Below are 25291 nucleotides of genomic sequence, written 5' to 3' on the forward strand. Positions count from 1 at the left end.
TCCTTCGGCGCTCAACGTAGTGGCGCCGGCGCCGGTTGCAATCCAGCGCTACCCGAAAGCACCGATCTCGTGCTGGATCGCGCCGGAAATCTCGCGGATCAGCGTGAAGGATTGCAGCATCGGCTCGAGCACGTCGCGGTGCAGCGCTTCATAGGTGCCCCCGTCGCGCGGGCCGGGCGGCTCGCCGAAATCGAGCCCCAGGGTCGGGTCGGGGTCGCGCGGGAAGATCTCGGAGAGGATCTTCAGCGAAGCCGGAACATCCAGCGTCAGCAGCCTTTCGAGCAGGCTGTCCCGCGTCATGCCGCCATGCGGGCGGAAATCCGGGATATGCGCGAAGGACAGCCAGATGCGATGGATCGCGGCCAGCCTGAGCGCATGCAGCGCCGCCATCCGCACCGGCATGACCGGAACGTCGTTGGCCACCCCGCGCAGCTTCAGCGCGTCGGAGGAGAGCCGCCAGAACAGTCGCCGCAGCGCCGGTGCCAGCTCCAGCCGCGTCAACGCGTCCGCGACGCCGAGCAGCTCGTCCCGGCGGGTTTCACGCAAGGTGCGCCTCGCCCGGTCGAACCAGCTGCCGGGATCGAGCGTGTCGAGATAGGCGCGCAGCACGTCGAGATCGCTGTGGCGCATCGCTGCGGCGGCGAGGCGAAAGGCCCGGTCGAAGCGGGGGCTCTGCTCCCGCATCGACCGGAAGAGGTCCGGCGCCCGCGAGGCGGCGTGGCCGAGGCCGTGCAGGCTGTTGGCCATCCAGCCGAGCTGTTGCAGGATCGCGTTGTTGGGAATGGCGCGCAATTCGCGCGGATGGCGGATGCGCGAGGGCCCCGCCCCTTCCGATTGCCGCGCGGCGGGACGCGAGCCGGTCTTGTCGAGCAGGGCCGGGCCGAAAGTGCCGATCAGCGCCGCATAGCCCGGATCGTCGACGAGGGCGTTCATCTCCTCGCGCACGGTCTGGAAGAATTCGCTGGCGAAATCCGGCTCGTCATAAATCGGATCGCCCGTGCCGGCAGGCGCGGCGAAGACCGCCTCCGCGATGCGGGCGACGGTCGCCCCCGCCAGTTCCGGCGTGCCGAAGAGCAGATAGCCGTCGCTGCCCTGGAAGCTTGTCTCCCGCACCATCCTGATGCCCGCCTTGGCGAAGGCGGCCCGCGCATAGGCGGGATCGAGATAGGCCAGCCGGTCGGCGAGGCTGTCCGGATGCGCGCCGCGACCGACCGACTCGCCATGGGTGTCGAAGATCACGAGCTCGACCTCGCCGAGCCCGTGGCGGGCCAGCAGTTCCGCGATGCGGATGCGCAGCCGCTCGACCCAGAAGGTCGCCGCGACCTGACCGATATAGCGGCCGGAATCGGAGTAGCCGAACTGGATGCAGAGCCGCCCGAGCCGCTTCAGATAGGCGCGGAAATGCGGGCTGCGCAGCGCCTCGTCGATGATGCGCGGGCCCTGCTCCAGCGCATCCGAGGTCTCGAACAGCGGCGAGATCTCGACCTTGTCGGCGATGCCGAAGCGGCTCGCCAGCCAGAGCGCGCAGAGCAGCGTGTACCCGGTCTCGGTTTCCGCGATCAGGAAGCGCACCGGACGCGAGCCGTCCAGATGCTTCACGATCTGCGCGATCGTCATCATCATGCGCGCGGCCGAGGATCGCTCGGCAGCCAGCGCGCCGAAATCGATCGCCACCGGCGTCACCGAATCGAGCGCGCCATTGGCGGCCGCGAGGAAGGCGCGTCGCTGCGCCGGCTGGCCCGGATCCTCGTCGGAGGAAATCACCGCGCGCAGCGCATTGTGAAGCTGAGAGGCGTTCAGCCGGAAATGAGGCAGCGCGATCGAGACGCCATGGGCGACGACGCCTGCACGGATCAGCATGAGCGGCTCGCCTACCGCATCGTCCGCACTCGCCGCCAGCGCCTCGTCCAGCGCGGCGAGCAGCGGCTCGGCCTGAGGCAGCGCGGCTTCGCGCTCCCGCACCAGCGCCAGCGAAAACGCCTGCAGCGCCTCCAGCGTCGGCTGCGTCCCGATCGGCGGCGCCAGAGCGAGCTGGCGCCTTACCGCGGCCAGCGCCTCCCATACGAGCTTGCGCACCCCGTTGCAGGCTTCCGCCTCCGGCAGTTTTTCGAGAATGCGCGCGAACTGGCCGTCCTTGGACTCCAGCCGGTAGCGCAACGTGTCCCACCAGCCGATATCGGTGCGCCCATCGGTGTCGCAACCGACCCAGGAGGCGAGGAAGACCGGGCATGGCGCGAGCCGGATCCAGTCCTGCGGCCAGCGTGTCCGAGCCTCTCGCAGCAGCGCCGCGTTGAGCCGGTCGATCGCGTCCCGCGCCTGGCGGACGGCGAAGCGCGCCTGCTCGAACTCGTCCTGCAGGGTGATGCGCCCGTCGGGGCGAAAACTGAGATCGGTCGCCGCCAGTACGGCGTCGTCGCGCCGGCCGCTGGCGAGGGCCGCGAGATGATGGGCGAGCTTGCGCTGCATTCCGAAGGTGGGATGAGCGGTGAAGACCGCTCCGAAGCGCGGGCGTTCCACCGTAGCGGCGAAGGCGCCGAACGCTCCTCCTGCCGCCTCTGCCGTCGCGCCGGCCAGCACGGCGAAGGCCGCGTCGCTATCGGCGGACAGGCCGACATAACCGGCGAGCTTGCCGGCGCGCTCGGCGATCGCCTGCCGACCATAGCGGCGAACCAGCGCGAGTGCGCCCTCGGCGGTGAGATCGCCGCGGTCCATCAACCGCGTCAGCCACAGCGCGACGCGCAGCACGGGATTGCCGAAAGGATCGTCGCGCGCATCGAGCCGCGCCTGTTCGATCTTGTCCTGAAGCTCGTCGGCGAGGCCGACGATGTCGAGTTCGGCCACCGGCCGCTGGTCCACCATCTGCGCCATCGCCCTGCTTCCTTCCGGCCCGCTGCTGCATTGCAGCATCCGGAGCGGGCGCCCGCAAGCGCAAGCTGCGTCCTTTCACGTCGCGGGGCTGCCCTGCGTCGCGCGCCATTGCCGGGCTCGGCGCGGCCCGGCATAGCCGCGCCAGCATCGCCGCGATCTGAAGAGCTCCATGCCTGCCCGCACACCTTGGCTCGGAATCCTCTGCGGACTGGCCTGCGCCCTGATCTGGGGTGTGCAGGCGGTCGTCTCGCGCCATGGCATGCTGGTCGGCCTGTCGCCGGCCGATGTCTCGATCCTGCGCTTCGTCGCGGCGGCACTGGTGCTGCTGCCCTGGGCTGCGCGCCATATGCGCCCCTTCCCCGTCGGCGGGCTGGGCTGGCGCCGCGGCTGGACCATGGCGCTGCTGATCGGCCCGTTCTACAGCCTGATTCTCGTCGGCGGCGCCTATTTCGCCCCGGCGCTGCACTCCTCGATCATCTCGCCGGGGCTGATCCCGGTCTTCACCGCAGGGCTGGTCGCGCTCCTCACCGGCGAGCGTCCGGGGCGTATGCGCCTGATCGGGCTCGTCGTGATCGTCGGCGGCATCGCGGTGTTCTCGCGCGACGCGCTGCTCGAGGCTCCCTCTCGCCCGGATGCCTGGATCGGCGACCTGCTTTTCGTCCTGATCGCGCTGCTGTGGTCGATCTTCGGGCTGCTGGCACGGCGCTGGGGCGCGAGCTCCATCGAGATCACCGCCGCTTCATGCATCCTGTCGGTGCCGCTTCTGGCCGTGATGGCGATCGCGCTGCCGATCCACATGGCCTCCATGCCGATCGGCGAGCTGCTGCTGCAGGCGCTGTATCAGGGGGTCATCGTCGGCGTCGTGGCGCTTTACCTCTATTCCCGCTCGGTGGAGGCGCTGGGTGCGGCCCGTGCCACGCTGTTCCTGCCGCTGGTGCCGATCATGACGGCAGCCAGCAGTGCGCTTCTCCTCGCCGAACCCGCGACCAGCATGGAGATGGTCGGCATGGCCATCGTTGTCGCCGGGATGCTGATCGCGTTCCGCTCGCCCTCGACCGGTTGAGCGCGGGCCAGGCTCAGCCCTTATGGCCCTTGGCGATGGGCTCGACATAGGTCAGCGCCATGTCCCAGGGGAAATAGATCCAGGTGTCCTGGCTGACCTCGGTGACGAAGGTGTCGACCACCGGAACCCCGGCCGGCTTGGCATAGACCGTGGCGAAATGCGCGTTGGGAAGCATGTCCCGCACCACGCGGGCGGTTTTGCCGGTGTCGGTCAGGTCGTCGACCACGAGCACGCCCTTGCCCTGCCCGTCGCCGATCGCCTTGATGCCGGGCGCGATGTCCTTCAGCACCTTGAGCTCGGACTGGTTGCGATAGTCGTGATAGCTCGCGATGCAGACCGTCTCGATCATCCGCAGGCCGAGTTCCCGGCAGATGATCGCCGCAGGCACCAGCCCGCCGCGCGTGATGCAGACCATCGCCTCGAACGGCCCCTTGTCGGCCAGCCGCCACGCCAACGCCCGCGCATCGCGGTGAAACTGATCCCAGGAAACGGGAAAGGCCTTGTTGGAGCTGGGTTCGGCCATGGCGGGATCTCCGGCGCTGATCGCGGCGAAGGAGGCACCGCCACGCCGGAAAAGCCGAAATACAGGGCGATGGCAAGGGCCGCGAGGCGATTTTGCCCAGTCGCCGCCGCGCTCGTCGCTGGCTCAGTGAGGCTCGCCGGCGCCGGCAGAATGGCTGGCGATCATCGCCTTTACAGCCGCCATCGCGGCCTCCAACTTGTCCGCCTCGCGCGACCGGACCACGATGTTCGTGTCGGGTCCGGTCTCGCTCCAGAACGGATAGGAGCCGATCGAAACATCCGAATGGGCTTTGGCAATTTCGCCCAGCGCGCTGCCGATATCGCCTTCCTTGAGGCCGGCGCGCACGGTTTCGGAGAGCATTTTCACGCCTGTCTTCAGCGTCGGCGCCACCGCGTCCAGCATCGCCTGCATGATCGAGGGCACGCCGGCCATGACATGGACATTGCCGATCCTGAAGCCCGGCGCCTTCGACACCGAATTGGCGATCAGGTCCGCACCGGCCGGGATGCGCGCCATCCGAAGCCGCGCCTCGTTCAGATCCGCCTCCGAAAAGCGCTCGCGCAGCATCGCCACCGCGCGCGGATCATGGTCGATGGAAACGCCGAAGGCCGCAGCGACAGCATCGGCGGTGATGTCGTCATGTGTCGGGCCGATGCCGCCGGTGGTGAAGACATAAGTGAAGCGCGCCCGCAGCGCGTTGAGCGCGGCGACGATCTCTTCCATCACATCCGGCACCACGCGCACTTCGCGCAGTTCGATGCCAATATTGGTCAGGTATTCGGCGATGTAGCCGATGTTCTTGTCCTTGGTCCGGCCCGAGAGGATCTCGTCGCCGATGACAAGGATCGCGGCCGTGACGACCGCCTTGTCGGAAGAAGATGCGTCGGTCATCCCGGTCTCCAGCTTTTGATCCACGCATAGCTAGGCATCGCCCGGCCGGGGTGAAACGGCGTTTTGTGCGACCCGCTCATGCGGCGATGCGCCGGCTCAGGCCGCCTGACGCTCGAACAGCATGTTGAGTCGGGTCTGCAGCACGAGCCGGTAGCCGCTACGCTCCAGCAGCCCGACCAGATCGCTCTGCCAGCGCTGGCGCGAATCCTCGATCACGATAAAGCCGGGCCACAGCTCCGGCGGCGCATCGCGCAGGAACGGCTCCAGGATCAGATCCTCGGCGCCCTCGACATCGAGCTTGATCGCGTCGATGCGCTCGAAGCCCTCGCTCTCGACCAGCGCCTTCAGCGTCGTCGCCGGCACCTGCACGCTGCGCCCGGCGCTGGAATTCAGGATCCGCACGCTCGATTCGCCGCGATTGGTCGGGTCGATGAAGAGGGTGAGCTCCCCCGGCTTGTCCGCCAGCGCGCAGGCGACGGCCTTGACCGTGCCGAACGGGTTCTGGGCGATGTTGAAGGCCAGCCTCGCGAACACGTCCGGCTGCGGTTCGACCGCCAGGATACGCGCATTGCGCCCGGCATGGGCCGCCACGAACAGGGAATAGGCGCCGATATTCGCGCCGATATCGATGAAGGTGAAGCCGTCGCGCAGCCGCTCCAGCAGCATGCGGCGCTCGACCGGGTCGAAATATTGCGGCGTGAACAGCACCCGCTTTTCGCAGACATTCCCGTCCGGATAGAGCCGCATGCGCGCGCCCAGCGATTCGATGTCCACCGGCTCACCGCCGAGGATGCGCAGGCCCAGGCGCCGCAGCGCATAGGCGCTTTTGCGCCCCAGAAAGGTGTCGGACGCGCCGCGGGTGCGCGCGATGATGCCCGAAAGCAGGGATTTCGGCGCGAAGGAGCCGAAAGGCCGGTCTTCGGCGGTAGCGTGTTCGGTATTGGCCATTGCGCCAGCCTGATACACCGCGCCGCGTCCCGACACCAGCGCCGGGCGGAGAGGCGCAGCCCGGTCCGGCCTGCGGCACGCAAGCGGCTTGCCTACGCCGGCAATCCCCAGCAATAAGGGAGCAGGAGTTCTCCCCTCGCGATGACATTCGAAGACAGCATCGGCCGCTCGCGCCCGCGCGATCCCGCCATCAAGATTCATGGTCCGGAGGCCTTTGCGGCCATGCATAAGGCCGGGCGGCTGACGGCGGCAGGGCTGGACATGCTCGGCTCCCACGTGAAGCCCGGCGTCACGACCCAGCGGCTCGACGAACTGGCCTTCCAGTTCGCCATGGACAACGGCGCCTATCCGGCGACGCTGTTCTACCGCGGCTACACCAAGTCGATCTGTACCTCGATCAACCACGTCGTCTGCCACGGCATCCCGGACGACAAGCCGCTGCGTGAAGGCGATGTGCTGAACATCGACTACACCCTGATCGTCGATGGCTGGCATGGCGACTCCAGCCGCATGTACGGCGTCGGAGAGATTTCGCGGAAGGCCGAGCGTCTGATCGAGATCACCTATGAGAGCCTGCTGCGGGGGATCAGGACGGTGCGTGCCGGCGCCCATACCGGCGATATCGGCTTCGCGATCCAGCGCTATGCCGAGGCGGAGCGCTGCTCGGTGGTGCGGGACTTCTGCGGCCACGGCATCGGCCGCCTGTTCCACGACGCGCCGAACATCCTGCATTACGGCTCGCCCGGCGAGGGCGTCGAGCTCAAGCCAGGCATGGTCTTCACCATCGAGCCGATGATCAATCTCGGCAAGCCGGGCGTGAAGATCTTGTCCGACGGCTGGACCGCCGTGACGCGCGACCGCTCGCTCTCGGCCCAGTTCGAGCACCAGATCGGAGTCACCGAAACCGGCTGCGAGATCTTCACGCTTTCGCCGGCCGGCCTCGACAATCCGCTCGCGCCCAAATGAGCGAAGGCGCGGGCAAGAGGCAGCGACGCGCGCCCTCGCCCACCGGCCTGCCGTTTCCTGATTCTCCGCCCTCGCCCCCGGGGCCCGCTGGCGACGCGCCGCATTATCACGGCCATCGCGACCGGCTTCGCGCCCGCTTCCAGGAGGCCGGCGCCGAGGCGCTGCCCGATTATGAATTGCTGGAGCTGCTGCTGTTCCGATCCATCCCCCAGCGGGATGTGAAGCCGCTGGCGAAGGCCCTGATCCAGCGTTTCGGCTCCTTCGGCGAGGTACTGGCGGCGCCGATCGCGCTCCTCACCGAGGTCAAGGGCGTCGGCGAAGGCGTGGCGCTGGACCTGAAGATCGTGCAGGCCTCGCTGCAGCGCATGGCCAAGGGCGCGGTCGCCAAGCGGCCGGTCCTGTCCTCATGGTCCTCGGTGCTGGATCACTGCCGCATGGCGATGGCCTTCGCCGAACGCGAGCAGTTCCGCATCCTCTTTCTCGACAAGAAGAACGTGCTGATCGCCGACGAGGTGCAGCAGACAGGCACGGTCGATCACACCCCTGTCTATCCGCGCGAGGTGATGCGGCGGGCGCTCGAACTCTCCGCCTCGGCCATCATCCTGGTCCACAACCACCCGTCCGGCGACCCGACGCCCTCCGGCGCCGACATGCGCATGACGCGCGAATTGGTAGACATCGCCAAGCCGCTGGGGGTCGCCATCCACGACCACATCATCGTGGGGCGGGATGGGCACGCCAGCTTCCGCAGCCTCGGCCTGATCTGACCTCGAGCCGGCGGCGGCATCTGGTTCGATAGCCGGCAAATCCTATGCGGGCACCTCTGCCCAAATAAAAGGCAGCGGCGGCAAGTCCCTGATCAAACGGCCTCTTCCCCAACGCAAGCGAATGCGCATAGGTTGATGGAAACAGGGGAATCCAGGCCAGATGGTCGCGTTCGACGAGATGACCGGCTCCGGCGCCGAATTGAGGCCGGCCTATGAGGTGCTCGACCGCTGGCTGAAGGAATCGCCTGCCGATCAACTGGCCTTGCGGCGCTCGCAGGCCGAGCTGTTCTTCCGCCGCATCGGCATCACCTTCGCCGTCTATGGCGACGATGAATCGACCGAGCGGCTGATCCCCTTCGACATCATCCCGCGGGTGCTCACCAAGCCGGAATGGACCAAGCTGGAAAAGGGCCTGCGCCAGCGCGTCACGGCGCTGAACATGTTCCTGGCGGATGTCTACGGACCGAAGGAGTGCCTGAAGGCCGGCATCATCCCGCCGGATCTGGTCTACCGGAACGCCTGCTACCAGCTCGAAATGGTCGATTTCAAGGTCCCGCACGGCGTCTATTGCCATATCGCGGGCATCGACGTGGTGCGGGTCGACGCCGACACCTTCTATGTCCTCGAGGACAATGCCCGCACCCCCTCGGGCGTCTCCTACATGATGGAGAACCGGGAGGTCATGCTGCGGCTCTTCCCGGAGCTGTTCTCGACCCACCGCGTCGCCCCGGTCGATAATTATCCCGACCAGTTGCTGGCGACCCTGCGCTCGGTCGCGCCGCGCAGCGCGCCCTCCGATCCGACGATCTGCCTGCTGACGCCCGGCCAGTATAATTCGGCCTTCTACGAGCACTCCTTCCTGGCCGACAAGCTGGGCGTCGAGCTGGTCGAGGGGTCCGATCTGCTGGTCAAGGACGACGTGGTCTATATGCGGACCACCCAGGGCCCCAAGCGCGTCGATGTGATCTACCGCCGCATCGACGACGATTTCATCGACCCTCTGGTCTTCCGCGGCGATTCCGTGCTCGGCGTGCCAGGCATCATCGGCGCCTACAAGGCCGGCAACGTCACGCTGGCCAATGCGGTCGGCACCGGCGTCGCCGATGACAAGGCGGTCTACAGCTACATGCCCGAGATCGTGAAGTTCTTCACCGGCGAGGAGCCGATCCTGAAGAACGTCCCGACCTGGCGCTGCCGCGAGCCGGAGGCCAACGCCTATGTGCTCGACAATCTCGAAAAGCTGGTGGTCAAGGAGGTCAACGGCTCCGGCGGCTACGGCATGCTGGTCGGCCCCCACGCCAACAAGGCGCAGATCGAGACCTTCCGCCGCAAGCTGAAGGCGAGCCCGGACGGCTTCATCGCGCAGCCGACGCTGGCACTCTCCACCTGCCCGACCTTCGTCGCCTCGGGCGTCGCGCCCCGCCATGTCGATCTGCGGCCCTATGTCCTCTCCGGCGCGAACGGCATTTCCTGCGTGCCGGGCGGCCTGACCCGCGTGGCCCTGAAGGAGGGGTCGCTGGTGGTGAATTCGAGCCAGGGCGGCGGCACCAAGGACACCTGGGTGCTGGATGCATGACCTGCCCTCCGCCCCTTCGCCCGCCTTGCCCACAGACGCGCCGCGAGACCTCGCGAGAAGGCCAGAACTGACCATGCTTTCGCGCACTGCCGACAGCCTCTACTGGGTGTCCCGCTATGTCGAACGGGCCGAATACCTCGCCCGCATTCTCGACGCGACGACCCGCCTGACCAACCTGCCTTCCGCCTATGGCGGCGCTGGCACCGAATGGCAGAGCGCCGTCTCCACCGCCGGCTGCGAAGAGGCGTTCGCCGCCGCCTATGGCGAGGCCACGGAGCGCAATGTCTGCGACTTCCTGACCTTCAGCCCGGACAACCCGTCCTCCATCCGCAACTGCCTCGCCCAGGCCCGCTCCAATGCGCGTGCGGTGCGTACCGCCCTCACCTCCGAGATGTGGGACGCGATCAACGGCGCCTGGCTGGAATTGCAGCGTTTCGAGAAGAAGCGGATGGATCGCGAGGAGTTCGCCCGTTTTCTCGACTGGGTGAAGTCTGTCTCGCTGGCCTATGACGGCTCCGCCTACCGCACCATGCTGCGCGACGACGGCTACTGGTTCTCGCGTCTGGGCGTCTATATCGAGCGCGCGGACAACACCGCACGCATCCTCGACGTGAAGTATCATGTCCTGCTGCCCGCCAATGAGCGCGTCGGAGGCTCGCTCGACTATTTCCAGTGGACCACGGTGCTGCGCGAGGTCTCGGCGCTGACCGCCTATCACTGGGTCTATCGCGAGGCGGTGAAACCGATCCTCATCGCCGACCTGCTCATCCTGAACCGCCGCATGCCGCGCTCGCTCGCCGCCTGCTACGAGAGCATATCGCGCTTTCTGGATGCGCTGGGCGACGCCTATGGCCGCCAGGGCGCGGCCCAACGCCAGGCCCGCAAGATCATGGCGAGCCTCAGCAACACCCGCATCGAAGGCATCTTCGAGCACGGTCTCCATGAATTCATCGAGGACTTCATCACCGAGAACAACCGCCTCGGGAACACCATCTTCGATCAGTACCTGCAATGAAAGGCTCGCCTCCGCGGCGATGCTGACATAAAAAGCCGACGCGACCCTCGCTCGGACGGGACCATGCGGATCAGGATTTCCCACGCGATCAGCTACGACTATGCCGAGCCGGCTCGCCAGATCACGCAGATCCTGCGGCTGACGCCGCGCGATCATGATGGTCAGCACGTCATGTCGTGGCGCATCGAGCCGAGCATCGACGGGCGGATGCGCGCCGCGCAGGACGCGCATGGCAACATCGTCCACTCCTTCTATGCGGACGGCCCGATCTCCTCGCTCGCGATCCGCATCGACGGGCTGATCGAGACCACCGATCTCGCCGGCATCGTTCGCGGTGGGCTGGAGCGCGTGCCCTGCGAGGTCTATCGCCGCGACACGTTGCTGACCGAACAGGACGACGCCATGCGGGCCTTCGCCGAGGCGGCGGTCGCAGGGACCGAGACTCCGCTGGCGGCCATGCACGCGCTGATGGCGGCGGTCGCCGAGCGCATGACCTGGATCGACACCACCGGCCGCGTCGGCGTCGGCGCGGTGGCCGCCTTCGAGGCTCGCGACGCGATCGCCCAGGACATCGCGCATGTCTTCATGGCCTGCGCCCGCCATCTCGGCTTACCGTCCCGCTACGTCTCCGGCTACGTCGCGCGCAACGAGGCGCTGCGTCACGACGACGGCGCCCATGCCTGGGCGGAAGTCTATCTCGCCGATTACGGCTGGATCGGCTTCGATTGCGCGAACGACATCTGCCCGATCGACACGCATGTGCGCGTCGCGGTCGGGCTCGACTTCGCCGATGCCGCGCCCGTGCGCGGCGCCCGCCAGGGCGGCGACGGCGAAACGCTGAACGTGCTCGTCAGCGCCCGCCAGGCCGAAGGCCGCCAAGCGAACCAGTGATGCGTGCCTCGCGCGGCATCTTCAGGACAGGGACAGCGCCGTGACCTATTGCGTCGGACTCCTCGTGCAGGACGGCCTCGTGATGATCGCCGACACCCGCACCAATGCAGGGCTGGACGACATCTCGACCTTCCGCAAGCTGCATGTCTTCAACTGGCCCGGCGATCGCAGCTTCGGCCTGATGACCGCGGGCAATCTCTCGATCACCCAATCGGTCGTGAGCCTGCTGCAGGAGGGGCTGCCCAATCCCGAAACCGGCGAGATCGACACGCTGGAAGGCGCGACGTCCATGTTCCGCGCCGCGCAGCTCGTGGGCCGCAGCATCCGCCACGTCCGCGAGGTGGATGGGCCGGCGCTCAAGGAGGCGGGCGTCAAATTCGAGGTCTCGATGCTGTTCGGCGGCCAGATCAAGGGCCAGCCCATGCGGCTCTTCATGATCTACGGCGCCGGCAACTTCATCGAATGCGGCGTCGATGCGCCCTTCCTGCAGATCGGCGAGCACAAATACGGCAAGCCCATCCTCGACCGCGCCGTCACCTACAAGAGCCATCTCTACGACGCCCTCAAGGTGGGGCTGATCTCGATGGACTCCACGATGCGGTCCAATCTCGGCGTCGGCCTGCCGATCGACCTCCTGCTGATGCGGCGTGATGCCGACGATCTCGAGCTCAACCGCCGCATCGAGGCCGGCGAGCCCTATTTTCATGACCTGCGCGAACGCTGGTCGGCGGCGTTGCGGGCCGCCCATACCGCGATCCCGCGCCCGCCTTACGGCCCGAAATCGGGCTGAGCAATAGGCCCGATCGTGGCCGGTTCGGTCCATCGCTCTAGCGTGGCACGATCCGCGAAGCACAGAGCCGAGGCGAGCGCCAGTTTTCCGAAATATCGGCTAAGCCGGCTGACGATGTGAGCATCGTCTTCGCCCGAGGGCGAGGGCGAGATGCTTCGCGAGCGTCAAGTCAACGGGATATCAATCTTTCATCGGTTAGGTGGGTTGGTCGAATCAGCACCGGAACCGGGATGCCGCAGCCTGCAGCCGCCAGAATGACGAATGCAGGCTCGTCCGCCCGGATGTTCGCGAGCTCAGTGGCAACCCTGGGCATCGCCTTCCTGCTGCTGATGCTCGCCGGCGCGGGCGTCGTGATCGCGATCACGCGTGAGGCCAATCGCCTCGAAGCAAAACGGCAGCATGAGCGCATCGAAGCGGCGTTGCAGAGCCAGATCTCGTTCGAGCAGCTGCGTCTGGAAAAACTGGCGATCGCCAGCGATCTCCAGCAGGCCCTGAACGAACCCACCACCCAGCAGGCCGTCGGCAGTGCCTTCGCTCAGTTGCGCGGCCGCCTCGCTGATTTCGACGGCGCCTATCTCGTGACGGCGGAAGGCACCGTGCTGGCCGGCATGGACCGCCGCAACGCGGCCGGGCCCGCCGGCTACGCGACCTTGCGCGAATTCAGCGACCAGTTGCCGGGCCTCAAACCGCTCGCATTCGACCGCGGGGGGGACCTGCGCGCGTCCAACTGGTCTGCCCTCATGGCGAAAGGCGACGACGCGATCCTGCTCGTCGTGATCGACCTCAACCACCTCGCAACCCCGATCGTTTCGCCCTGGCTCGGCCAGCTCTTTTTCGTGGCTTACCGCCGTCTGACCCCGGCAATGCTGGCCGAGGTCTCGGCCGGCTTCCATGTCGAAGGCATGCGCCTTACGACCATTCGCCCGCCCGATACGCTCGCGAGCCTCGCCATTCCCTTCGCCGATGGCCGGGTCGGCGCCTGGCTGACATGGACGCCGTCACGCCCGGGCGACGTGATGCTGGAGCGTTTTCTCTGGGCGATGATCGCCGTGGGGCTGCTGTTCTCCGGCATTTTCGCCTTCGTGGTGCAGCGTCTGCGTGCCTCGGCCATCCAGATCGCCTTGCGCGAGGGCGAAATCCAGCGCCTCGCCGGGCAGGACGAACTCTCCGGCCTGCCCAACCGGCGCAGCTTCGACCTGGCACTCGATGCAGCCCTTGCCGATTGTCATCGCGAGGGCTCGGGCGTCGCCGTGCTGCTGATCGATCTCGACCGGTTCAAGGCCGTCAACGACACTTACGGCCACACGGCGGGCGACGCCCTGATCCGCCAGGTCGCGCAGCGACTTCTGGCCCTGGCCCGCCCCGGAGACCTCGTCTCGCGCTTCGGCGGCGATGAATTCGGCATCATCCAGGTCGGCTCGGCCTCGCAGACGCATGCCGGCGCGCTCGGCGCGCGCATTCTGGCCGCATTGACCGAGCCCTTCGATGTCGATGATGTCGAGATCGGCATCGGCTGCTCCATCGGCATCGCCTTTGCCCCGCTGAACAGCGACGAACGGGACACGCTGCTCAAGCTCGCCGATACGGCGCTCTACGAAGCGAAGAACGGTGGGCGCAACCGCTATGCCACGTTCGAACCGCAGATGAACCGCGCGCTCCAGATCAAGCGGATGGTCGAGGACGACCTGCGTGAGGCGATCGAGAACGACCGGCTTGAACTCCATTACCAGCCCCAGGTCTCGGCCGATGGCGAGACGATCACCGGCGTCGAGGCGCTGGTCCGGTGGCCCCATCGCGAACACGGCATGATCCCGCCTTCGGAATTCATCGCCATCGCCGAGGAGCGCGGGCTGATCGTGCCGCTGAGCGAATGGGTCCTGCGGCGGGCCTGCACGGACGCGCTGCGCTGGCCCGGCCTGCGCCTGGCCGTCAACGTCTCGCCGATCCAGTTCCGCCACAAGAACTTCGTCGCCAACGTGCTGGAGATCCTCGCCGAGACGGGATTCGATCCCTGCCGGCTGGAACTGGAACTCACCGAAGGCGTCCTGATCGAGGATGCCGATGCCGCCGAGAGCGCGATGATGGACATTCGCGCGAACGGCGTCGGTCTCGCGCTGGACGATTTCGGCACCGGCTATTCGAGCCTGATCTATCTGCGGCGCTTCGCCTTCGACAAGATCAAGATCGACCGCATCTTCCTCGAATATATGGAGCCGACCGGCGAATCGGCGATCCTCGTCCACTCCATGGCGCATCTGGGCAGGGCTCTGGGGCTGCGCGTCTGCGCCGAAGGAGTCGAGACCCGCGACCAGCACCGCTTTCTGCAGGCCGTCGGCTGCCACGAACTTCAGGGGTTCCTGTTCTCCAGGCCGGTACCGGCGGCGGAGATCGACCGGCTCCTGGGCCTCAGCAAGCCCTTCGCCGAAACTCTGGCGGCCTGAACGCGGCTCGATTAACCGGCTGCCGTCGGGAAAAGCGCGCGTCGCCTCAGAACAGCAATTCGTGGATGCCGCTGAAGATGGCGTAGGCGAAGCCGGCGCTGAGCGCGAGGCCGATGGCGCCCACGCCGGCCCCGGCGATGATGAGCACCCCGTCCCGCTCGACGAGGCCGAGCCCGACGAGGCACACCGCGACGCCCAGCGGAATCTGGCCGATGAAGGGGGCGGCCACGATCAGCCCGAGGGCGAGGACCAGGATCAGCAACCCCAGCACGGGCATGGCATGGCGCCCCCCCAGCACCGTGAGCCGCGGCTTGGAGAAGCGCTCCAGCCAGACGAGCGGCGGCAGCGCCCGGCCGATCGCCCGCGTCAGGTCCGGCTTGGCGATGCTGCGCGAGAGCAGCGCCTGGGGCAGCCAGGGCAGCCCACGGCCGAACAGCATCTGCAGCCCGACGAAGGCCAGAACGAGCCCGCACACCAGCGGAATCGGCGGAGGCATCGGCAGGCAGTTCGGCAGGCCGAGGAGCACGACCAAGAGCGCATAGGCGCGGTCCTGCAAGGCCGCGACGATCGTGCCGACGGCGATCCGCTCCCCCGGCAACTGGTCGAGGGCCCTCAGCAGGCCCGATGTGCGCAACGGGAAGGACAAACGCTAGGGCCGTGCCAGGATGAGCGTCCGCCCGGTGAGGGCCGAATCGGCGCCGATCATTCCGATCGATCGCGACATCCGCCCTGACCCTCGCTGGAAACGCATGAACGAACGGGCGCGCGACGCGCCCCGCAGGCCTGCGCTCTAGCATGTCCCCGGCGCCCGCAACAAGCGCGCCCGGCGAAACCGCGGCAACAGGCCGGAGCAAGGCTCGGCCGCGCCAGCCGCTCAGTGCAGCGTCAGGACGCCGTTGACGGTTCTGATCTCGGCGGGCTTCAGCAGCCGCGCATGGGCGATCGTCACCGAATGCAGCGGGCCCTCGAGCTCGCGGCGCCAGAAATCCAGGAATTTCTGCAGGATGGGGAAGCGCGGCGCGAGATCGTATTGCTGCCAGATATAGGTTTGCAGAACGCTGCGGTGATCCGGGATGCGGTAGAGGATCGTGGCCGTGGTCAGGCCGTATCCTTCGAGCTGCCGGATGAAATCCTCCGAAACCATTGCCAACTCCTTCTTCCACGCGATGAAAGCTTAGCCGACATTCCGTCAGGCTGCGCCCGTCTGGTTAACAAAGGCTTGCCAACTCGCGAGCAGGCTGTTGAATTTGGCGGGTCGGCAGGGGCGCCGGGTTCGGCGCGTCGGGGAGTGTGGCGTGGCGTATCGATGGGCCGGGCTCGCGAAAGCCGGGCTGGCACTGGCATTGGCGAGCCTGCCGCTGGCGCCCGCCTGCGCGGAAGACGATGACGCCGAGCGCGAGCCTTCGCCCGTCTCGCTCGTCATCTTCGGCTCGATGGAGGCCGGGCCGCAGAAGACGTTCGGATCGCTCGGCTTAAAGCGGGCCATCGGCGGCGGGCTCGCCCAGAGCGGCTTTCGTCTCTTCGTGAAATCCGGGGCCTCGCGAGAGCCGCTGCGGCGGGCTTCCCCGCGCGGAACGCTGGTCAAGGCCGAAAGCCAGGCCATGCTCGGCTATGAGTGGCGCCTCGGAAGCACCTTCGTCGCGCTCTATGCCGGGTCGGACGGCGAATCTGTCCAGGCGCGCGGGCCCTTCGGCGTGTCCACCCCGCTGACGCGCTATGGCGGCCGCATCCAGGCCGATCTCTGGTCGAACCCGGTCGAGGGGATGATGGTCCAGGCCGGCGCGTCCGTTTCATCGCTGAACGGCCGGGTCTGGGGCCGGCTCGCGACCGGCTGGCAGATCCCGTGGAATGTCTATCTCGGCCCGGAAATCGAGGGCTATCGGGAGAAAGACTACAGCAAGCTGCGGCTGGGCGCCCATCTCACCGGGCTGCGGCTGCTCGGCGTCGAATGGCGGCTGTCGGGCGGGTGGGAGCGGTCGACGGCACGCGCCCCGCAACTCTATGCCTCGCTCGGCGCCCATTGGCTGCACTGACGATCAAGGCGCCGAAAGCGCCGCAACATCATGGTTAACCCTTCCTTGAGGGCACGCGGCTCTACTGCGGGCATCAAGGGAGCTGATGATGCTGCATCGATTCGGATGGCCTGCGCTGGGTCTGGCGCTGGCCGCGGCGACCCAGCCTGCGAGCGCGCAGGGCCTGTTCGATTCCGCCTCCCTCGCCGCTCCCGCGCCTTCCGGCGAGATCGTCAGCTTTACCCCCTCGATCGGCATCCTGCGCGGCAAGGCGACGGAACTGGTCTATGATCCGACCAGCGGCGAAAAGCTCAGCCAGCTCGACTGGAAGAGCAACGCCACCACTGTCGGTGGCCGCCTCGCGGTCAGGCCGCTGGAGAGCGTCACCCTGCGGGGCAGCCTCTGGGCGGCCGTCTCCGGCGACGGCGACATGACGGACCGCGACTGGCTCTACGGCTATTTCGGCAAGGATTCCTGGTCGCACCAGTCCACCCATCCCGATACCCGCGTCGGCAAGGCCTGGCAGGGCGATATCAGCCTGTCCTACCTCCTTCTGGACAGCGGCGACATGGCGTTCTCCGCCCTTGCCGGCTACCGCCATTATGACATCAAGCATCGCGCCTATGGCGGCGATTACATCTACTCGGTCTACGGCTATCGGGACGTGGCCGGCAGCTTCGATCCGGGCGTCATGGGCATCGCCTATCGCCAGGTCTGGGATACGCCTTATCTCGGCTTCGGCGCCTATTTCCGTGGCGACCGCTTCAACGTCTCGACGGAGTTTTATGGCAGCCCGATCACCTTCGGCCGCGATCAGGACTATCACGGGCTGCGTTACACCTCCTTCAACGGGCGCTTCACTCCCACCGCCATGGTCGGCGCCAATCTGGCGGTCGAATACCAGCTGACTCCGAACTTCTCGCTGGTCGGCCGGGCCGATTACACGCGATACTCCGAAGCCAAGGGCAATACGCGCATCTATGATGCGGCGAACGGGGCCTATTATCGCATTCCCCGGCCGAGCTCCGGCGCGGATTCGCAGACGGTCAACCTGACGCTGGGCGTTAAGGGCAAGATCTGACGCGGCTGGCTCAGTCGCGCAGAGCCCGCAGCGCCTCCGGCGTATCGACATCGAGCGCAATAGCGGGATCGTCGAAAGCGATCTCGACGACGCGGTCTCCCGCCTCCTCCAGCAGCCGCCGCGCCCCGCGATCCCCACTCAGCAATGTCACCGCCGGGAACAGGTCCCGCGCGAGCAGCACCGGATTGCCCCGGTTTCCGAGCAGCGTCGGCACCACCGCCAGCGCCTCCGGCCGCTGCGCGAAGCCCTCGACCAGCCCCTCGATGACCTGCGCCGTGACATTGGGCATGTCGCCGAGCGAGACGAGGACGGCAGGCGCCTGCGCCGGCAACGCCGCCACGCCTGCGCGCAGAGAGCTGGAGAGCCCCTCCGCATAATCGCGGTTATGCACGCAGGTCACCGGCAGGCCGACGAGCACCGCCTCGACCTGCTCCCGCTGGTGGCCGGTGACGACGATGACGGGATCGAGCCCGGCCGCGAGTTGCGCCTCCACCGCATGGCGCAGGATCGGCTTGCCGCGCAGGTTCTGCAGCAGCTTGTTGTCCGGCCCCATCCGCGTCGAGCGCCCGGCGGCGAGCACGATGCCGGCCGGCAGCCGAGGCGTCCCGGCGCCCGGCAGACGCGGCTGCGGACGCGAGACGATCTCCATCAGCAACCCGCCGACGCCCATGCGCTGCGCATCTGCGCGCGTCACCGGGATGCCGGCCAGATGCCGCTGCAACACCCAGTCGAAACTGTTCTCCTTCGGCGAACGGGCGCAGCCCGGTGCGCCGATCACCGGCTTCCCGGCGATCTCCCCCAGCATCAGCAGATTACCGGGGTCGACCGGCATGCCCAGATGCGCGACGCTGCCCCCCGCCTCGACGAGCGCCTGCGGAATGACGTCTCGCCGGTCAGTGATCGCAGAGGCGCCGAAGACGACGATGATGCCAGCCTCCCCGTCGGCATGCTTCGCGATGGCCTGCGCCAACGGCCCCGCTTCATGCGGCACACGATCATCGGCGCTGAGCAGGGCCTGTGCCGGCTGCAGCCGTTCCCGCATCACCCGCAGCGTCTTATCGACGACGCTCGGCTTCAGGCCCGGCAGCAGGGTCGAGATCACCGCGACCTTGGTCGCTCGATAGGGCGCGACGGAGACCGCTGCATCAGCGTTCAGCGCCGCGATCGCCCGCTCCACCTGTTCCTGAGGCACCGCATAGGGAATGATCTTGACGGTGGCGACGAGTTCGCCCTCCACCACCGCCTTCAGCGCCGGCAGCGTCGCGACGGTGATCGCCTCGTCCACTGAGTTGAAGGCGTCGATCGCAGCGACGTCGATCCGCAGGACACCGGCCGCTTGAGCGAAAAGATTCACCCGGCCGGTGAAGGGCTTTTCGGCGCGGATGAAGGAGCCGGACAGCCGCGAAGCGAGCCTTTCGGCCGCCGCGTTCTCGTCCACGTCTCCGGGCTCGAGCCGAACCGCGACGATCTCGGCGACGCCCGCCTCGGCGAGCCCAGCCGCGATCGCGTCGGTCACGGTCGCGCCCTTTCGCAGGCTGATTGCGCCGGCCCTGATGCTGTGGGCCGCGACCGCGCCGACCGCCTCTCCGACCGGGACCGTGCCGAACTTCATGCCCGGAAGCTCAAGCCGGCTTGCGGCGTGGGCCGCGCAGCGTCGATACGATCTCCGCGAGGATCGCGAGCGCGATCTCGGCGGGCGAGACCGCTCCGATATCGAGCCCGATCGGCGCATGGATACGCGCCAGCGCCGCCTCGTCGAACCCGGCCGCAGAGAGCCGCTCCAGCCGCTTGCCATGCGTCTTCCGGCTGCCGAGCGCGCCGACATAGAAACAGTCCGAGCGCAGCGCGGCCGTCAGCCCCGGATCGTCGATCTTCGGATCATGCGTCAACGCGACGAAGGCGGTGTAGCCGTCGAGCCCGACGCGGGGCAGCGCCTCGTCCGGCCATTCCGGCAACAGCGTCACGCCCGGAAAGCGTTCCGGCGTCGCGAAAGCCGTACGCGGGTCGATGATGACGAGGTCGAGATCGAGTTCCTTGGCCATCGGCGCCATCGCCTGCGAGATATGCACTGCGCCCGTGAGCACGATGCGCGGATGCGGCGCCTGCACGGTCAGGAAGAGGGACGCGCCCTCCACCTCCACCATGCCGCTTTTGCCCATGCGCAGCTGCCTGTCGAGCGGAAGCGCGAGCGGGTCGGCGTCGATCTCGTGCTGGCGCACGAGGCGCTGAGCGCCGCTGGCGATATCCGTGACGAGGATGGCGGCGCGGCGGGCCTGCCGTTCGGCATTGAGTGCCGAGAGAAGGGAAAGCTCCATCTCAGCCCCGATCCGTCGCGAGCTTGAGCCCGAGCGCGATCATCATCGAGCCGCCGATCCAGCGGCCCAGCGCAAAGCCGGCTTTCGTCTTCTTCATCGCTCCGACGACGAAAGACGCGCCGAACACGGTGACGAGATCGGCAGAGGAGAAGGCGAAATTCACCAGCGTTCCCAGGATCAGGAACTGCACCCAGACCGGCAGCGACCCGGCCGGGTCGACGAACTGCGGCAGCAGCGCGATGAAGAACAGCGCCACCTTCGGGTTGAGGACCTCGACGATGAAGGAATCCATCAGCGCCCGCTTGACCGTCTTGGGCGGCGCGACCGGCTGGTCGACTGCGCTCAGCCGCGAGCGGATCATGCCGATGCCGATCCAGATCAGGTAGAGCGCGCCGGCGATCTTCACCGCCATGTAGAGTTCCGGCACATGCTTGAACACGGCCGAGAGGCCGAAGGCCGCCGCCAGCACATGCACATAGCAGCCCAGATGAATGCCGAGCATCGCCATCAGGCCGGCTTTGCGGCCATGGCTGATCGTCTGCGCGGCGGTGTAGAGCAGCGCCGGCCCCGGAAAATAGGCGACGAGGATCGTCACCGTCGCGAAGGCCAGCAGGGTTTCCCAGGTTGCCATCAGCCTTGCGCCCCCGCGCCGTTTCTCACCGGCTCGACATAGACCCTGATGCGCCCGCCGCAGGAGAGCCCGACCTTCCAGGCGGTCTCGTCGGCGACACCGAATTCCAGCATGCGCGGCTGGCCGTCTGCAATGACGTCCACCGCCTCCGACACCACCGCCCCCTCGACGCAGCCGCCCGAGACCGAGCCGAGAAAGTTGCCTTCCGCGTCGATGACGAGATGGGAGCCCACCGGCCGCGGCGCCGAGCCCCAGGTCTCGACCACCGTCGCAACCGCGACGCCCCGGCCGGCCCGCGACCAATCCTCGGCCGCGCGCAGGATGTCGGTGTCTGTGCTGATCATGACCGGAGCCTCCCCCAGCCCCCGTCCTGAGGAGCCGCGCAGCGGCGTTCGCTCCTCAGGATGAGGGCTGCATCGAGCCATATCATGCCTCACCCGGCGCGCTTCAACCACAGGCGCGGATCGCTCTCCCGCCCTGCGTCGCGCGAAAGCGCCGCGCAGAGATCGGCCATCGCCGCGAGGTTGTGGATGGGCCGGAAGGAATCGACATGCGGCAGCATCGCCCTGATCCCGCTGGCGCGCGCCGCAAAGGCGTCGTAGCGCAGCAGCGGGTTGAGCCAGACGAGTTGTCGACAGGAGCGGTGCAGCCGGTCCATCTCGAAACCGAGCTCGTCGTCGAGATGCCGCTCCAGCCCGTCGGTGAACAGCAGCACGACCGCCCCACCCGCCAGCACCCGCCGCGACCAGATTCGGTTGAAGTCATGCAGGGCGGTGGCGATGCGCGTGCCGCCCTCCCAATCGGGCGCGGCCTTGCCAGCGAGCGCCAGAGCCTCGTCAGGATCGCGGGCCTTGAGCATGCGGGTGACGTTGGTCAGCCGCGTCCCGAAGACGAAGGACTGCACGCGCTGCCGCTTTTCCGTTAGCGCGTGCAGGAAATGCAGGAAGATGCGCGAATACTCCGCCATCGACCCCGAGATATCGACGAGCGCGACGATCGGCGGATGCACCTGCCGACGCTCGCGGAAAGCGAGATTGATCGAGCCGCCCCCTCCGCGCAGCGAACGCCGGAAGGTGCGTCGCGGATCGATCCGCTCGCCGCGGGAGGCTGCCACGAAGCGGCGGGTGACGACCCGATCCTCCGGCAATCTCAGCTCCGCCATCAGCTGCTTGGCGCGCGCGATCTCGGTTGCGCTCATCTGCGCGAAATCGCGCGATTTCAGCGTTTCGCGATCGGAGACGGTAAGCCGAGCTGTCAGCTCCGTCAGTTCGCGCGGCGTCTCGTCGGCGCGCGGCGGCGGCGCGAAGGCCTCGGCCACGCGCAGAGCCCCGGCCTGCGCCTTCTGGGGCTCGTTGGGCACTGCCGGCGAGGCCGGCGACATCTGCGCCATGATCTTCTCGATCAGGTTGCGGCGGCGCCAGAACAGCCCGAAGGCCTGGTCATAGACCGCGCTGTCCTCGTGCTTCTTCACGAAGATCGCATGCAGCGTCCAGTAAACGTCGTCGCGCCCGCCCAGCGCCCCGGCCCCCAGCGCCTCGACTGCCTCGGCAACGGCGCCCGGCCCGACCGGCAACCCCGCGCCCCGCAGCGCCCGGGCGAAATAGGCGACGTTTTCCGAAAGCTTTCCGGTCACGAGCCGGCCGTCTCCGTCATGAAGACCTTCTGGACGATCTGCCAGCGGCTCTCGATCTTCAGCAGGCTGAGCAGATCGGTGAAGTAACGCGGCGGCATCTGGCACTTCACCTTCACCAGGGCGAGCGTCGGCCCGACGAGGTCCAGCGTCAGGATATGGTCCTCGCGATGCAGCCCGGCCGCATGCGGCGAGGGACGGTTGCGGACGAGCTTCAGCCATTCGTCGCGCGTGACGATCTGGATCGTTCCGTCCTCGCGCGCCGTCGTCAGCGCGCTGCTCGGGTGGAAGACATGCGAAAGCTTGTCGGCATCGCCCTCATAGAGCCCGTCCAGATAGGTTCGGACCGTCGCCTCGACCGCCTTGATGTCAGCATTCATCGCTCTGCCCTTCCCTGAACGTGTTCCCGGCTCGATCCAATCCGACGCGCCGCAGCCTCAGCCTTGGCCGAGCGAGGCCGTATCCGCCATGACCAGGATCAAGCGCCGAAGCCGGCAGGGCTTCTAGCGCCCAGCCTCGGCCTTGGCCTCGTCGAGCAGTCCCTTCACCTTCGAGCCCTGCATCGCCTGGATATCGTCCTGGTACTTCAGCAGCGCGCCCAGCGTATCGGAGACCAGCGCCGGGTCGAGCGCCACCGCATCGAGTTCGACCAGCGCCGTCGCCCAATCCAGCGTTTCGGCGACACCGGGCGCCTTGAACAGCTCCTCCTTGCGGATCGCCTGCACGAAGGACACCACCTGCTTGGACAGCTTGCCCGGCGCATCCGGAACCTTGGCCTTCAGGATAGCGAGTTCGCGCGGCGCATCCGGATAATCGACCCAATGATAGAGGCAGCGGCGCTTGAGCGCGTCATGGATTTCGCGGGTGCGGTTCGAGGTCAGGATCACGATCGGCGGCTCTGCCGCCCTGATCGTGCCCAGCTCCGGGATCGTCACTTGGGCATCGGCCAGCACCTCGAGCAGAAACGCCTCGAAAGCCTCGTCCGTCCGGTCGAGTTCGTCGATCAGCAGGATCGGCGCCCCGCCCTCCTGCGGCTCCAGCGCCTGCAGCAGGGGCCGCTTGACGAGATATTTCTCGGAGAAGATATCGCCCTCCAGCCGGTCACGATCCGCCGCCGCCCCGCCGGCTTCCGCGAGGCGGATCGCCATCATCTGCCCAGCATAGTTCCATTCATAGACCGCGGAGGCGAGATCGAGCCCCTCATAGCATTGCAGGCGGATCAGCCGGCGCCCAAGCCCGGCGGCGAGCACCTTCGCGATCTCGGTCTTGCCCGTCCCCGCCTCGCCCTCCAGCAGCAGCGGCCGCTTCATCCTCAGCGCGAGAAACAGCACCGTCGCGAGCGGGCGGTCGGCCACATAGCCCTGGGCTTGCAGCAGCGCGAGGGTGTCGTCGATGGAGCCGGGGAGCGAGCGGGTTTCAAGCATCGACGAATGGTCCTGACAGAGGCGCCCGGGCTCGGCTCATCGCGTCGACCAGGCAAACCACAGTGCAACCGCAGCCATGCTGAGCGCGGCACAGCGACGGATCGCACGCTCGCGATCCGGATGGAAGAGCAGAGCCCGCACCTTGCTGGCGCACAGGACCAGCACGGCATGAACCGCCGTGGCGATCGCCACGAACACCGCCGTCAGAAACAGAACCTGCTGTTGGCTCGCCGGTGTCGGCAGGAAGAGCGGGATCACTGCGACATAGAAGATCGCGGCCTTGGGGTTCAGCAGGTTGGTGACGAGGCCACGCCGGAAGGACACCGCCATATCCGCCCTTCCATCCGCTTGGTCATCTCGCCAGGAATCAAAGGCGAGCCAGAGCAGATAGAGGACCCCGCACCAGCGCAGCGCGAGCGCCAAGCCGGGGACGGCCTCGCTCAACAGGCCCATGCCGAAAGCGGTGGCGCATCCGAGCAAAGCCAGACCGAGCGCGACACCGGCTACGGCTGCGAGGCCGGCGCGGCGCCCCTGAGCGAGGCTCAGCGCCACCAGATAGCCCATGTTGGGCCCTGGTGTGACCTCCGAAACCAGCGCCGTGAAGACGAACTCCCAGAAGCGCACCGTTGTGGCGGAACTTACTTCCCCACCGCCTGCGCCACGGCCTGCTTGGCCATCACGCCGATCAGATGGGCGCGGTAATCTGGATCGGCATGCATGTCGCCATTGATGCCCTCGGCGCCATGCTTCAGCCCATCCAGCGACTTCGGCGCGAAGCGGGCCTTCAGCGCAGCCTCCGCCTCCGCCCAGCGGAAGACGCCATTGGCGCCGGCGCCGGTGACCGCCACGCGCACCTCCGGCCCGCGCTTGGCGACGAACACGCCGACCATTGCATAACGCGAGGCCGGATTGCGGAACTTGGCGTAGCCGGCCTTCGACACCACCGGGAAGATCACGCGGGTGACGATCTCCCCCTCCTCCAGCGCGGTCTCGTAGAGCCCGGTGAAGAACTCTTCGGGCGAGAGCTTGCGCTTGTTGGTGACGACCATCGCCCCTAGCGCCAGCAGCGCGGAGGGATAATCCGCGGCCGGGTCGTTATTGGCGACCGAGCCGCCGATCGTGCCGCGATGGCGCACATGCGGATCGCCGATATGCCCGGCGAGATAGGCGAGCGCCGGAATGGCCTCCTGCACCTCCGGCGAGGCCGCGACCTCGGCATGGGTCGTCATCGCGCCGATGACGATGGTGCGGCCCTTGCGGGCGATGCCCTTGAGATCCGCGCAGGCGCCGAGATCGATCAGCGCGGTCGGCGCGGCCAGCCGCTGCTTCATCGTCGGCAGGAGCGTGTGCCCGCCCGCGATGAGCTTGGCATCCTCCTTCTTGGAGAGAAGCGTCGCGGCCTGCCGGGCGCTGGTCGGCTTGTGATATGTGAAAGCGTACATGGTCCTGTCCCCTCAGC

25 protein-coding genes are annotated in these 25291 nt (G+C 67.4%); 10 read left to right on the forward strand and 15 right to left on the reverse strand.

Annotated features, from left to right (window positions below; all coding sequences use genetic code 11):
- Nucleotides 1-48: 48 nt before the first annotated feature.
- On the reverse strand, nucleotides 49-2859 hold the full coding sequence (locus tag ACOJTB_RS00905; protein ID WP_420100696.1) for a phosphoenolpyruvate carboxylase: 2811 nt from the start codon (nucleotides 2857-2859) through the stop codon (nucleotides 49-51).
- 178 nt (nucleotides 2860-3037) lie between these two features.
- Here ACOJTB_RS00905 and ACOJTB_RS00910 point away from each other — a divergent pair, with 178 nt between their 5' ends.
- Entirely contained in the window at nucleotides 3038-3931 is an 894-nt protein-coding gene (locus ACOJTB_RS00910) for a DMT family transporter (RefSeq protein ID WP_420100629.1), read from the forward strand.
- A gap of 13 nt (nucleotides 3932-3944) precedes the next feature.
- On the opposite strand, the gene gpt is transcribed toward ACOJTB_RS00910, so the two are convergent.
- The 3 genes from gpt to ACOJTB_RS00925 form a co-directional block, all read right to left on the reverse strand.
- Complete coding sequence (gene gpt, locus ACOJTB_RS00915) at nucleotides 3945-4454, reverse strand: xanthine phosphoribosyltransferase (RefSeq protein WP_420100630.1); 510 nt, start codon at nucleotides 4452-4454, stop codon at nucleotides 3945-3947.
- Nucleotides 4455-4577: 123 nt separating this feature from the next.
- Entirely contained in the window at nucleotides 4578-5345 is a 768-nt protein-coding gene (locus tag ACOJTB_RS00920; RefSeq protein ID WP_420100631.1) for a competence/damage-inducible protein A, read from the reverse strand.
- A 96-nt stretch (nucleotides 5346-5441) separates the two neighbouring features.
- A complete protein-coding gene (locus tag ACOJTB_RS00925; RefSeq protein ID WP_420100632.1) occupies nucleotides 5442-6293 on the reverse strand; it encodes an FkbM family methyltransferase in 852 nt (283 codons plus the stop codon).
- A 141-nt stretch (nucleotides 6294-6434) separates the two neighbouring features.
- Here ACOJTB_RS00925 and map point away from each other — a divergent pair, with 141 nt between their 5' ends.
- The 7 genes from map to ACOJTB_RS00960 all read left to right on the forward strand — a co-directional run bounded on the left by map (nucleotide 6435) and on the right by ACOJTB_RS00960 (nucleotide 14739).
- Nucleotides 6435-7259, forward strand: coding sequence for a type I methionyl aminopeptidase (gene map, locus ACOJTB_RS00930; RefSeq protein ID WP_420100633.1), 825 nt, complete (start codon nucleotides 6435-6437; stop codon nucleotides 7257-7259).
- On the forward strand, nucleotides 7256-8026 hold the full coding sequence (gene radC / locus ACOJTB_RS00935) for a RadC family protein (RefSeq protein WP_420100634.1): 771 nt from the start codon (nucleotides 7256-7258) through the stop codon (nucleotides 8024-8026). Before map ends, radC begins: the two co-directional genes overlap by 4 nt.
- 160 nt (nucleotides 8027-8186) lie before the next feature.
- On the forward strand, nucleotides 8187-9602 hold the full coding sequence (locus tag ACOJTB_RS00940; protein ID WP_420100635.1) for a circularly permuted type 2 ATP-grasp protein: 1416 nt from the start codon (nucleotides 8187-8189) through the stop codon (nucleotides 9600-9602).
- Nucleotides 9603-9675: 73 nt separating this feature from the next.
- Nucleotides 9676-10617, forward strand: a complete 942-nt coding sequence (locus tag ACOJTB_RS00945; protein WP_420100636.1) for an alpha-E domain-containing protein — start codon at nucleotides 9676-9678, stop codon at nucleotides 10615-10617.
- A gap of 63 nt (nucleotides 10618-10680) precedes the next feature.
- On the forward strand, nucleotides 10681-11508 hold the full coding sequence (locus ACOJTB_RS00950) for a transglutaminase family protein (protein WP_420100637.1): 828 nt from the start codon (nucleotides 10681-10683) through the stop codon (nucleotides 11506-11508).
- A gap of 40 nt (nucleotides 11509-11548) precedes the next feature.
- Nucleotides 11549-12298 carry a proteasome-type protease gene (locus ACOJTB_RS00955; RefSeq protein ID WP_420100638.1) on the forward strand — a complete coding sequence of 250 codons (750 nt, stop codon included), beginning with the start codon at nucleotides 11549-11551 and terminating at the stop codon, nucleotides 12296-12298.
- A gap of 281 nt (nucleotides 12299-12579) precedes the next feature.
- Entirely contained in the window at nucleotides 12580-14739 is a 2160-nt protein-coding gene (locus ACOJTB_RS00960) for a putative bifunctional diguanylate cyclase/phosphodiesterase (protein ID WP_420100639.1), read from the forward strand.
- A 46-nt stretch (nucleotides 14740-14785) separates the two neighbouring features.
- On the opposite strand, the gene ACOJTB_RS00965 is transcribed toward ACOJTB_RS00960, so the two are convergent.
- Both ACOJTB_RS00965 and ACOJTB_RS00970 read right to left on the reverse strand, forming a co-directional pair.
- The gene (locus ACOJTB_RS00965) at nucleotides 14786-15373 is read right to left on the reverse strand and encodes an exopolysaccharide biosynthesis protein (protein WP_420100640.1); all 588 of its coding nucleotides are present in this window, start codon (nucleotides 15371-15373) and stop codon (nucleotides 14786-14788) included.
- A 240-nt stretch (nucleotides 15374-15613) separates the two neighbouring features.
- On the reverse strand, nucleotides 15614-15883 hold the full coding sequence (locus ACOJTB_RS00970; protein ID WP_420100641.1) for an usg protein: 270 nt from the start codon (nucleotides 15881-15883) through the stop codon (nucleotides 15614-15616).
- A gap of 151 nt (nucleotides 15884-16034) precedes the next feature.
- Between ACOJTB_RS00970 and bcsS the strand changes: the two genes are divergently transcribed.
- Entirely contained in the window at nucleotides 16035-16772 is a 738-nt protein-coding gene (bcsS, locus tag ACOJTB_RS00975; RefSeq protein WP_420100642.1) for a cellulose biosynthesis protein BcsS, read from the forward strand.
- Between the two features lie 88 nt (nucleotides 16773-16860).
- Entirely contained in the window at nucleotides 16861-17832 is a 972-nt protein-coding gene (locus tag ACOJTB_RS00980) for an omptin family outer membrane protease (RefSeq protein WP_420100643.1), read from the forward strand.
- 10 nt (nucleotides 17833-17842) lie between these two features.
- Here ACOJTB_RS00980 and ACOJTB_RS00985 read toward each other — a convergent pair whose 3' ends face one another.
- The 9 genes from ACOJTB_RS00985 to ACOJTB_RS01025 form a co-directional block, all read right to left on the reverse strand.
- Nucleotides 17843-19444 (reverse strand): NTP transferase domain-containing protein, encoded by a 1602-nt coding sequence (locus ACOJTB_RS00985; RefSeq protein WP_420100644.1) that lies wholly within the window; start codon nucleotides 19442-19444, stop codon nucleotides 17843-17845.
- A 10-nt stretch (nucleotides 19445-19454) separates the two neighbouring features.
- The gene (locus tag ACOJTB_RS00990) at nucleotides 19455-20147 is read right to left on the reverse strand and encodes an XdhC family protein (protein ID WP_420100645.1); all 693 of its coding nucleotides are present in this window, start codon (nucleotides 20145-20147) and stop codon (nucleotides 19455-19457) included.
- A gap of 1 nt (nucleotide 20148) precedes the next feature.
- A complete protein-coding gene (locus tag ACOJTB_RS00995) occupies nucleotides 20149-20778 on the reverse strand; it encodes a LysE family translocator (RefSeq protein WP_420100646.1) in 630 nt (209 codons plus the stop codon).
- Nucleotides 20778-21122, reverse strand: coding sequence for an XdhC family protein (locus tag ACOJTB_RS01000; protein ID WP_420100647.1), 345 nt, complete (start codon nucleotides 21120-21122; stop codon nucleotides 20778-20780). The genes ACOJTB_RS00995 and ACOJTB_RS01000 overlap by 1 nt, the downstream gene beginning before the upstream one ends.
- An 89-nt stretch (nucleotides 21123-21211) precedes the next feature.
- On the reverse strand, nucleotides 21212-22411 hold the full coding sequence (locus tag ACOJTB_RS01005; RefSeq protein WP_420100648.1) for a vWA domain-containing protein: 1200 nt from the start codon (nucleotides 22409-22411) through the stop codon (nucleotides 21212-21214).
- Nucleotides 22408-22788, reverse strand: a complete 381-nt coding sequence (locus ACOJTB_RS01010) for a nuclear transport factor 2 family protein (protein WP_420100649.1) — start codon at nucleotides 22786-22788, stop codon at nucleotides 22408-22410. Before ACOJTB_RS01010 ends, ACOJTB_RS01005 begins: the two co-directional genes overlap by 4 nt.
- 123 nt (nucleotides 22789-22911) lie before the next feature.
- Nucleotides 22912-23832, reverse strand: a complete 921-nt coding sequence (locus ACOJTB_RS01015; RefSeq protein ID WP_420100650.1) for an AAA family ATPase — start codon at nucleotides 23830-23832, stop codon at nucleotides 22912-22914.
- A 36-nt stretch (nucleotides 23833-23868) separates the two neighbouring features.
- Nucleotides 23869-24456 carry a LysE family translocator gene (locus ACOJTB_RS01020; RefSeq protein ID WP_420100651.1) on the reverse strand — a complete coding sequence of 196 codons (588 nt, stop codon included), beginning with the start codon at nucleotides 24454-24456 and terminating at the stop codon, nucleotides 23869-23871.
- Between the two features lie 14 nt (nucleotides 24457-24470).
- Nucleotides 24471-25274, reverse strand: coding sequence for an FAD binding domain-containing protein (locus ACOJTB_RS01025; RefSeq protein ID WP_420100652.1), 804 nt, complete (start codon nucleotides 25272-25274; stop codon nucleotides 24471-24473).
- Nucleotides 25275-25291: the final 17 nt, after the last annotated feature.

Source organism: Allobosea sp., assembly GCF_048595345.1.
Classification (GTDB): Bacteria; Pseudomonadota; Alphaproteobacteria; order Rhizobiales; family Beijerinckiaceae; genus Allobosea.

Coding starts and splice junctions, on each gene's coding strand:
- ACOJTB_RS01015 (WP_420100650.1), bottom strand. CDS start 23,832: ATGCTTGAAACCCGCTCGCTCCCCGGCTCCATCGACGACACCCTCGCG.
- ACOJTB_RS01000 (WP_420100647.1), bottom strand. CDS start 21,122: ATGATCAGCACAGACACCGACATCCTGCGCGCGGCCGAGGATTGGTCG.
- ACOJTB_RS00985 (WP_420100644.1), bottom strand. CDS start 19,444: ATGAAGTTCGGCACGGTCCCGGTCGGAGAGGCGGTCGGCGCGGTCGCG.
- ACOJTB_RS00940 (WP_420100635.1), top strand. CDS start 8,187: ATGGTCGCGTTCGACGAGATGACCGGCTCCGGCGCCGAATTGAGGCCG.
- ACOJTB_RS00910 (WP_420100629.1), top strand. CDS start 3,038: ATGCCTGCCCGCACACCTTGGCTCGGAATCCTCTGCGGACTGGCCTGC.
- ACOJTB_RS00920 (WP_420100631.1), bottom strand. CDS start 5,345: ATGACCGACGCATCTTCTTCCGACAAGGCGGTCGTCACGGCCGCGATC.
- radC (WP_420100634.1), top strand. CDS start 7,256: ATGAGCGAAGGCGCGGGCAAGAGGCAGCGACGCGCGCCCTCGCCCACC.
- gpt (WP_420100630.1), bottom strand. CDS start 4,454: ATGGCCGAACCCAGCTCCAACAAGGCCTTTCCCGTTTCCTGGGATCAG.
- ACOJTB_RS00960 (WP_420100639.1), top strand. CDS start 12,580: ATGTTCGCGAGCTCAGTGGCAACCCTGGGCATCGCCTTCCTGCTGCTG.
- ACOJTB_RS00945 (WP_420100636.1), top strand. CDS start 9,676: ATGCTTTCGCGCACTGCCGACAGCCTCTACTGGGTGTCCCGCTATGTC.
- ACOJTB_RS01010 (WP_420100649.1), bottom strand. CDS start 22,788: ATGAATGCTGACATCAAGGCGGTCGAGGCGACGGTCCGAACCTATCTG.
- ACOJTB_RS00990 (WP_420100645.1), bottom strand. CDS start 20,147: ATGGAGCTTTCCCTTCTCTCGGCACTCAATGCCGAACGGCAGGCCCGC.
- ACOJTB_RS01025 (WP_420100652.1), bottom strand. CDS start 25,274: ATGTACGCTTTCACATATCACAAGCCGACCAGCGCCCGGCAGGCCGCG.
- ACOJTB_RS00980 (WP_420100643.1), top strand. CDS start 16,861: ATGCTGCATCGATTCGGATGGCCTGCGCTGGGTCTGGCGCTGGCCGCG.
- ACOJTB_RS00905 (WP_420100696.1), bottom strand. CDS start 2,859: ATGGTGGACCAGCGGCCGGTGGCCGAACTCGACATCGTCGGCCTCGCC.
- ACOJTB_RS00995 (WP_420100646.1), bottom strand. CDS start 20,778: ATGGCAACCTGGGAAACCCTGCTGGCCTTCGCGACGGTGACGATCCTC.
- ACOJTB_RS00970 (WP_420100641.1), bottom strand. CDS start 15,883: ATGGTTTCGGAGGATTTCATCCGGCAGCTCGAAGGATACGGCCTGACC.
- ACOJTB_RS00925 (WP_420100632.1), bottom strand. CDS start 6,293: ATGGCCAATACCGAACACGCTACCGCCGAAGACCGGCCTTTCGGCTCC.
- map (WP_420100633.1), top strand. CDS start 6,435: ATGACATTCGAAGACAGCATCGGCCGCTCGCGCCCGCGCGATCCCGCC.
- ACOJTB_RS00950 (WP_420100637.1), top strand. CDS start 10,681: ATGCGGATCAGGATTTCCCACGCGATCAGCTACGACTATGCCGAGCCG.